Source organism: Tahibacter sp., from assembly GCF_035481375.1.
GTDB lineage: Bacteria > Pseudomonadota > Gammaproteobacteria > Xanthomonadales > Rhodanobacteraceae > Tahibacter.
The window spans coordinates 1-7,959 of record NZ_DATIGT010000080.1 but is presented as its reverse complement, the minus strand read 5'-3'; the positions used below and the strand labels follow the sequence as shown (position 1 = coordinate 7,959).

Here is a 7,959-nt window from a genome sequence, read left to right as displayed (position 1 = left end):
GTTCGCGGGCAGGGCAGCGGCGGTTTCGTTTTTACGATTCCCGATTCCGCCTACCGGCCGTACGTCGCCGTCAGCGTGGCCTTGCCGAGCGCATTGGCATTGAGCATGAAGCCGACCATCGCGCCGCTGGCGTTCTCGTCGAGCGGCAGCGTGTCGACGCCGAGCGCCCAGACCGTGAACTGATAGCGATGCGGCTTGTCGCCGGCCGGCGGCGCCGCGCCGCCGTAGCCGCTCTGTCCGTAGTCGGTGCGGCCCTGCACCGCGCCGGCGGGCAGCGTGCCGCCGGCACTGCCGGCACCGGTGGGAAGGCTGGTCGTCGTCGCCGGCAGGTTGACGACGGTCCAGTGCCACCAGCCGCTGCCGGTCGGCGCGTCCGGATCGTAGACCGTGATCGCGAAACTGCGTGTGCCTGCGGGGGCGCCGCTCCAGCTCAGCTGCGGCGACAGGTTGTCGCCGTCGCAGCCGAAGCCGTTGAAGACGTGCTTGTGCGGCAGGGTCGCGCCGTCGGCGATGTCGCTGCTGGTCACGCGGAAACCGGCGACGTCGGCGCCGATGCCGGACGCGGAGAGGATCAGGCTGGCGGACAGGAAGGCTTGCATGGCGGCGGACTCCGAAGCGAAAGGACGTCGCCGAGTGTAGCCGGAGCATGCGAGAGGGAGCCCGGATTGATCTCGATCAACAAGCGCCTCGGCGCGGACGACTAGGCTGCGTCCATCCTTCCTCGACACGAGAACCGCCATGCGTCGTTGTTTCCTCGCCGCTCTGCTGCTGACCGCCACGGCCGTCCAGGCCAATGACTGCGTGATCGACCTGAAAGCCGACGACGCTATGAAGTTCGATCGCAGCGAAGTCACCGTCGCCGCGTCGTGCAAGACGGTCGAGATCAAGCTCACCCATACCGGCAAGCTGCCGGTCGCGGCCATGGGCCACAACGTCGTGATCGCCGCCCCCGCGGACCTGCAGCCGATCGCTCAGGACGGCCAGAAGGCCGGCGCGGCGGCCAACTATGTCGCGGCCGGCGACAAGCGTGCGATCGCACACACGCCGCTGGTCGGCGGCGGCGCGTCGACGTCGGCGTCGTTCCCGGGCTCGGCGCTGAAGGCCGGCGGCGACTACGTGTTCTTCTGCTCGTTCCCGGGACACTGGGCGATCATGAAAGGCAAGCTCGTCGTCAAGTGACGCGAGCGTGCGCCGGGCTCCGCGCCGCAGGCCGCGGGTCCGGCCCGATCGCACGACCGCAAGGTCATTCGCCTCCATCCGCATTCTCAGATCGCGCCGTCGCGCGCGGTCCCGGCGCGGCGCGGCCGGCTTTCGCGCCCTGTGGGAGCCGGTATGAACGCTGCAACCGTGGACGAGCGCTACAACGACACCGTCGTGCGCCAATTCACTCTGATGACCGTGGTCTGGGGCATCGTCGGCATGGCCGTCGGTGTGCTGATCGCGGCGCAACTCTATTGGCCGACGCTGACCGAAGGCATCAGCTGGCTCAGCTACGGCCGTCTGCGGCCGCTGCACACGAATGCGGTGATCTTCGCGTTCGGCGGCTGCGCGCTGATCGCGACGAGCTTCTACGTCGTGCAGCGCACCTGCCATGCACGGCTGTTCTCCGGCCGGCTCGCGAGCTTCGTGTTCTGGGGCTGGCAGGCGGTCATCGTCAGCGCCGCGGTCACGCTGCCGCTCGGCTACACGCAGGGCAAGGAATACGCCGAGCTCGAATGGCCGATCGACATCCTGATCACGCTGGTCTGGGTCGCCTATGCGGTCGTGTTCTTCGGCACCATCGTGCGCCGGCGCGTGAAGCACATCTACGTCGCGAACTGGTTCTACGGCAGCTTCATCGTCGCCGTCGCCCTGCTGCACATCGTCAACAACCTCGTGCTGCCGGCGTCGTGGACGAAGTCGTATTCGGTCTACACCGGCGCCGTCGACGCGATGGCGCAGTGGTGGTACGGCCACAACGCGGTCGGCTTCTTCCTGACCGCCGGCTTCCTCGGCATGATGTACTACTTCGTGCCCAAGCAGGCCGGACGCCCGGTCTACTCGTATCGTCTTTCCATCGTCCACTTCTGGGCGCTGATCGCGATCTACATGTGGGCCGGCCCGCACCATCTGCAGTACACCGCGCTGCCGGACTGGGCGCAGTCGCTCGGCATGGTGTTCTCGCTGATCCTGCTGGCGCCGTCCTGGGGCGGCGCGATCAACGGCGTCATGACGCTCTCGGGAGTCTGGCACAAGCTGCGCACCGATCCGATCATCAAGTTCCTCGTCGTCGCGCTGTCGTTCTACATGATCGCGACGTTCGAAGGTCCGATGATGTCGATCAAGACGGTCAACTCGCTGAGCCACTACACCGACTGGACCGTCGGCCACGTGCATGCCGGCGCGCTCGGCTGGGTCGCGATGATCTCGCTCGGCGCGGTCTACGCGATGTGGCCGCGGCTGCTGGGTCTCCAGGCGATGCACTCGACGAAGCTCATCGACGTGCACTTCTGGGTCCACACTGTCGGCGTCGTATTCTACATTGCGTCAATGTGGATAGCCGGCGTCATGCAGGGCCTGATGTGGCGCGCGACGAGTCCCGACGGAACGCTGACCTACAGCTTCGTCGAGTCGCTGGCAGCGACCTATCCCTACTACCTGATCCGCCTGTGCGGCGGCCTGCTCGTGCTCGCCGGCATGGGCGTCATGGCCTGGAACGTCTGGCTGACCTGGCGCGACGCGCGCAGCACCGAGGACACCGCCGTGCTGCCGCTCGCCGCGGTCCAACACTGAGGGCGCCATGAGCGAATACTTTCACGCGAAGATCGAAAAGAACGTCGGCCTCATGGCCGTGCTGATCGCCGTCGCGATCAGCTTCGGCGGGCTCGCCGAGATCGTGCCGCTGATGTACCAGGCCGAGACCATCCGGCCGCTGCCCGGCGTGAAGCCGTACCCGCCGCTGGAACTCGCCGGCCGCGACGTCTACGTGCGCGAGGGCTGCTACAACTGCCACTCGCAGATGATCCGCACGCTGAGGTTCGAGACCGAGCGCTACGGGCACTACTCGCTCGCCGGCGAGTCGGTTTACGACCGGCCGTTCCAGTGGGGCAGCAAGCGCACCGGGCCCGACCTCGCGCGCGTCGGCGGCCGCTATTCCGACGACTGGCACCGCGTGCATCTGATGAATCCGCGCGACGTCGTGCCCGAATCGAACATGCCGGCGTACGCCTGGCTCGCCGACGCGCCGCTCGACGCGGCGTCGGTGCAGCGGCACGTCGAAACGCTGCGGCGCCTCGGCGATCCGTATTCCGACGACGACGTCGCCGGCGTGCGCGCCGCGCTCGAGGGCAAGACCGAACTGGATGCCGTGATCGCCTATCTGCAGGCACTCGGCAAGCACGCGCCGACGCGCGATACGGCCGCCGCGACGGCGGGAGGTGGGCAATGAACGCGGGCAATCTTTCGGGCGCGGCCACGGCCGTGCTGCTGGCGATCTTCATCGCCGGCTGGATCTGGGCCTGGAGCGGCCGGCGCCGCGACGATTTCGACGCAGCCGCGCGGCTGCCGCTCGAGGACGAACCGAAGGAGCGCCGGCAATGACTGCGTCGTGGTCGTGGTACGTCATCGCGCTCGTCGTGCTGAACATCGCCGGCAGCGCTTGGCTGCTCTGGTTCACCGGCAGGCGCCGTCCCGGCGACCCGGCGCCGGAACAGACCAGTCACTACTGGGACGGCGACATCACCGAGTACAACAAGCCGATGCCGCGCTGGTGGATCGGGCTGTTCTATCTCACGATCATTTTCAGCATCGGCTACCTTGTGTACTTCCCGGGCTTCGGCAACTTCAGCGGTACGGCGCAGTGGTCGTCGCAGCGCGAGCATGACGCCGAGCGCGCCGAGAACGACCGCCGCATCGAAGCGGCGTTCGCGCCGTTCGCCGAGCGGCCGATCGAGCAGCTCGCGGGCGATCCGGTCGCGCGCCGGCTCGGCCAGTCGCTGTTCGCGAACCACTGCGCGGCCTGCCACGGCGCCGATGCGCGCGGCGCGCGCGGCTTCCCCGACCTGACCGACGCGGTCTGGCACTGGGGCGGCGCGCCCGCGGACATCCTGACCACGGTCAGCGACGGCCGCCAGGCCATGATGCCGCCGCTCAAGGCGGCGTTCGCGAACGATGCCGAGATCGACGAGACCGTGGCCTACGTGCGTTCGCTGTCGAAGCAGACCGTCGACGCGGCCCTGGCCGAGCGCGGCGCGCCGCGGTTCGCGGCGACCTGCGCGGCCTGCCACGGTCCGGACGGGAAGGGCAACGCCCTCATGGGCGCGCCCGACCTGACCGACGGCTACTGGCTCTACGGCGGCGACGCCGCGACGGTCCGCGCGACCGTCGTCAACGGACGCAGCGGCCAGATGCCGGCCCACGGTCCGCTGCTCGGACCGGCGCGTGCGCGCGTCGTCGCAGCCTGGGTCTACGGCCGTTCGCGCGAGGCCGCGGCGCAATGACCACCGAGCGTCCCGGCGACTGCCCGCCGCGTCCGGCGCTGCAGCGCTGGGGCGCGATTCTCTGGCCGAGCTTCTTCTCGGCCGGCGTCTGCACGATGGTGTTCTTCGCGCTGGTCGACCCGCTGGAGTGGCGCGACCTGACGCTGCCGGGCTGGGACATCGGCCGCGAATGGGGTTATACCTTGGGATTTTTTGCCTTCTGGTCGGCGACTGCGAGTTCCAGCCTGTTCACCTGGTGGCTGCTGCGTCCGGCCAGCCGCTTCAACCGCTCGCGCGGAGGCGGCCGGTGACGCGCTCGATCCCGATCGCGCTCAGGGACGAGCCGGCCGGCCTCTACCAGGCCGAGCGCAAAGTCTATCCGCGCGAGATCCGCGGCCGCTTCGACACGCTGCGCCGCATCGCCGTCGTCGCGCTGCTCGGCATGTACTACGTGTTTCCGTGGCTGTCCTGGGACGGCCGCCAGGCCGTGCTGTTCGACCTGCCGGCGCGCAAGTTCCACGTGTTCGGCCTCGTCCTGTGGCCGCAGGATTTCATCTTCCTCGCGCTGCTGCTGATCGTCGCCGGCGTCGCGCTGTTCTTCTTCACCGCGGTCGCCGGGCGGCTGTGGTGCGGCTACGCCTGTCCGCAGACGGTCTGGACCGAAGTATTTCTCTGGATGGAGCGCTGGACCGAAGGCGACCGCGCGCGTCGCATGCGGCTCGATGCCGGCCCGTGGACGCGCGAGAAACTGCTGCGCAAAGGTTCCAAACATCTGCTCTGGCTGGTTTTCGCGTTGTGGACCGGATTCACGTTCGTCGGCTTCTTCACGCCGGCGCGCGATCTCGCCGCGCGGCTGCCGGCGCTGGGCTGGAGCGGCTGGGAAACGTTCTGGACGCTGTTCTACGCGCTCGCGACCTGGGGCAATGCCGGCGTGCTGCGCGACCAGGTCTGCAAGTACATGTGCCCGTACGCGCGCTTTCAGGGCGCGATGTTCGACCGCGACACGCTGATCATCGCCTACGATCCGCGGCGCGGCGAACCGCGCGGCTCGCGCAAGCGCGACATCGGCAGCGTGCAGGCGCGCGGCCGCGGCCTGCTGCCGCCGGCCGAGGCCGAGCGCTGGCTCGTGCAGGCGAACCGGTTCGAGAGCGCAGCGATGCGCGCGCTCGACGTGCGGCGCACGACTGCCGCGTTCGATCACGCCGAGCCGGCGCTGCCGGCGCCGCAGCCGGCCGATCTGGGCGACTGCATCGACTGCACCTGGTGCGTGCAGGTCTGTCCGGTCGGCATCGATATCCGCAATGGCCTGCAATACGAGTGCATCGCCTGCGGCGCCTGCATCGACGCCTGCGACCAGATCATGGACAAGGTCGGCTACCCGCGCGGCCTGATCCGCTACACCACGCAGAACGCCGTTGACGACCGGCCGACGCGCGTGCTGCGGCCGCGCGTGCTGATCTACGGCACGCTGCTCGCCGTGCTCGCGCTGGGCTGGGGCGTCGGCGTCGTGCGCCGCGCGCCGCTGACCGCCGAAGTGCTGCGTGATCGCAATGCGCTGTATCGCGTCGCCGCCGACGGCCGCATCGAGAACGCCTACAGCCTCAAGCTCGTCAACAAGCGCAATGTCGCGCGGCAGCTCCGCGTGCGCCTGCTCGATGCGGGCGCGCTGCAGCTGCGCGACGCCGGCGTCATCGAAGCCGCGCCCGAGAGCGTGCACAACGCCGCGCTGACGGTCGCGGCACCTGCCGGCGCCGTGCACGGACGCCGCGCGCTCGAACTCGTCGTCGAAGACGTCGAACGCGGCGACGCGGCGTCGGCGCGCACCGCCTTCTTCGGACCTTCGCCATGAACGCCCCTGCCGCATCGCCGCGCCGCGCCTGGCGCGAACCCATGGTCTGGTTGGTCGCCGGGCTGCCGCTGCTGTCGATCGTCGCCGGGGTCGGACTCGTCGTCGTCGCGGTGCGCAGCGGCAACGTCGATGCGCTGAGCGGCGGCGTGCGCCGCACGGCGCAGGTGCAGGCCGAGGACACGCACGCCGACGAGGAGGCGCTGCGCAGGAACCTGACCGGCACGCTGCGGCGCGATGCCAACACCGTCGTCGTCGCGCTGCACGGCGATGCCGGCGATATGTCGACGTTGCGTCTGCGCCTGCTGCATCCCGGTGCCGCCGCGCGCGACGTCGAACTGACCCTCGAACGCATCGCGCCGCGGCGCTGGCACGCGATTGACCTGCCGGCCGCGGCGAACGCGTGGAATCTGCGCGTCGAACCCGAAGACGGCCGCTGGCGTCTTGCCGGCCGGCTCGGCGCCGACGCGGCCGACGCGACCTTGCGACCGCTATGGCAGCGCTAGTCGCCGGATTGCCCGCGGGCTGTTTCCACTGCGGCGAGCCGCTGCCGGCGCAGGCGCTCGCGCTCGACGTCGACGGCAGCGAGCGCCTGTTCTGCTGCGACGGCTGCGGCGCCGCCGCGCGCTGGATCCGCGATGCGGGGCTCGGCCAGTACTACCGCCTGCGGCGCAGCGATGCGGCGCGCGTCGCAGGCGACGAGGATTTCCGCGCCTGGATGCAGCCCGACGTGCTGGCTGAGCATGCCGCGCCCGTGGCCGGCGGCATGGAAATCGTCGTGCTCAGCGACGGCCTGCGCTGCGCGGCCTGCGCCTGGCTCATCGATCAGGCGCTGACGCGCGAGCCCGGCGTGCTCGATGTCGCCGCGAATGCGGTGACCGGCCGGATCCGGCTGCGCTGGGATCCGGTACGAGTGGAATTGTCCACGCTGCTGCAGCGGCTCGCCGCGCTCGGCTTCGCGCCGGCGCTGGCGACCGGCACGGCCGCCGAGCAGGCGCGCCGGCGCGAACGGCGCCGCGATCTCGTGCGCCTTGGACTCGCCGGCCTCGGCGCGATGCAGGCGATGATGTTCGCCGAAGCGCTGTATCTCGACGTCGGCGCGCAGATGCCGCTCGCGACGCGCGACTTCCTGCGCTGGATCGCGCTGCTCGTGTCCACGCCGGTCGTGTTCATCGCCGGCTGGCCGTTTCTCGCCGGCCTCGCGCGCGGCCTGCGCGAACGCCGCGCGACCATGGACGTGCTCGTCGGCGGCTCCATCCTGCTGGCGTATTTCGCAAGCGTCGTCGAGACGCTGCGCGGCGGCACGCACGTCTGGTTCGATGCGGCCGTGATGTTCGTGTTCCTGCTGCTGACGGCGCGCCTGCTCGAACAGTGGGCGCGGCGCCGCGCGACCGCGCGCGCCGACACGCTGGCCCGCGCGCGGCCGGTGTTCGCGCGGCGCGAAGGCGCCGACGGCGGCATCGAACGCATCGCCGCGGCGCAGATCCGCGTCGGCGACGTGCTGCATGTCGACGCCGGCGAGACGCTGCCGGCCGACGGCGAGCTGCTCGACGCCGACGCGTCGCTCGACGAAGCCCTGCTCAGCGGCGAATCGCTGCCCGTCGTGCGTCGCTGCGGTCAGCGCGTGGCGGCCGGGAGCGTCTGTCGCGACGCGCC

The 7,959-nt window shown here is 70.2% G+C and carries 10 protein-coding genes; 9 read left to right on the top strand and 1 reads right to left on the bottom strand.

Features of this window, described 5'->3' with window-relative positions:
* Positions 1 to 50: 50 nt before the first annotated feature.
* Positions 51 to 599, bottom strand: a complete 549-nt coding sequence (locus VLF18_RS04640) for a kinase inhibitor (protein ID WP_325278452.1) — start codon at positions 597 to 599, stop codon at positions 51 to 53.
* A 139-nt stretch (positions 600 to 738) separates the two neighbouring features.
* On the opposite strand from VLF18_RS04640, the gene azu reads away from it, so the two are divergent.
* The 9 genes from azu to VLF18_RS04595 form a co-directional block, all read left to right on the top strand.
* Positions 739 to 1,179 carry an azurin gene (gene azu, locus VLF18_RS04635; RefSeq protein WP_325278451.1) on the top strand — a complete coding sequence of 147 codons (441 nt, stop codon included), beginning with the start codon at positions 739 to 741 and terminating at the stop codon, positions 1,177 to 1,179.
* A gap of 153 nt (positions 1,180 to 1,332) precedes the next feature.
* A complete protein-coding gene (ccoN, locus tag VLF18_RS04630) occupies positions 1,333 to 2,772 on the top strand; it encodes a cytochrome-c oxidase, cbb3-type subunit I (RefSeq protein WP_325278450.1) in 1,440 nt (479 codons plus the stop codon).
* A gap of 7 nt (positions 2,773 to 2,779) precedes the next feature.
* On the top strand, positions 2,780 to 3,427 hold the full coding sequence (gene ccoO / locus VLF18_RS04625; protein ID WP_325278449.1) for a cytochrome-c oxidase, cbb3-type subunit II: 648 nt from the start codon (positions 2,780 to 2,782) through the stop codon (positions 3,425 to 3,427).
* A complete protein-coding gene (locus VLF18_RS04620) occupies positions 3,424 to 3,579 on the top strand; it encodes a cbb3-type cytochrome c oxidase subunit 3 (RefSeq protein WP_325278448.1) in 156 nt (51 codons plus the stop codon). The genes ccoO and VLF18_RS04620 overlap by 4 nt, the downstream gene beginning before the upstream one ends.
* Entirely contained in the window at positions 3,576 to 4,478 is a 903-nt protein-coding gene (ccoP, locus tag VLF18_RS04615) for a cytochrome-c oxidase, cbb3-type subunit III (RefSeq protein WP_325278447.1), read from the top strand. Before VLF18_RS04620 ends, ccoP begins: the two co-directional genes overlap by 4 nt.
* Positions 4,475 to 4,768 carry a hypothetical protein gene (locus VLF18_RS04610; RefSeq protein ID WP_325278446.1) on the top strand — a complete coding sequence of 98 codons (294 nt, stop codon included), beginning with the start codon at positions 4,475 to 4,477 and terminating at the stop codon, positions 4,766 to 4,768. Before ccoP ends, VLF18_RS04610 begins: the two co-directional genes overlap by 4 nt.
* The gene (locus VLF18_RS04605; RefSeq protein ID WP_325278445.1) at positions 4,765 to 6,306 is read left to right on the top strand and encodes a 4Fe-4S dicluster domain-containing protein; all 1,542 of its coding nucleotides are present in this window, start codon (positions 4,765 to 4,767) and stop codon (positions 6,304 to 6,306) included. Before VLF18_RS04610 ends, VLF18_RS04605 begins: the two co-directional genes overlap by 4 nt.
* Positions 6,303 to 6,809: a FixH family protein gene (locus VLF18_RS04600; protein WP_325278444.1), complete on the top strand. Its 507-nt coding sequence runs from the start codon at positions 6,303 to 6,305 to the stop codon at positions 6,807 to 6,809. Before VLF18_RS04605 ends, VLF18_RS04600 begins: the two co-directional genes overlap by 4 nt.
* On the top strand, positions 6,797 to 7,959 hold a 1,163-nt coding region (locus VLF18_RS04595; protein ID WP_325278443.1), incomplete at its 3' end, for a heavy metal translocating P-type ATPase metal-binding domain-containing protein. The genes VLF18_RS04600 and VLF18_RS04595, both read left to right, overlap by 13 nt.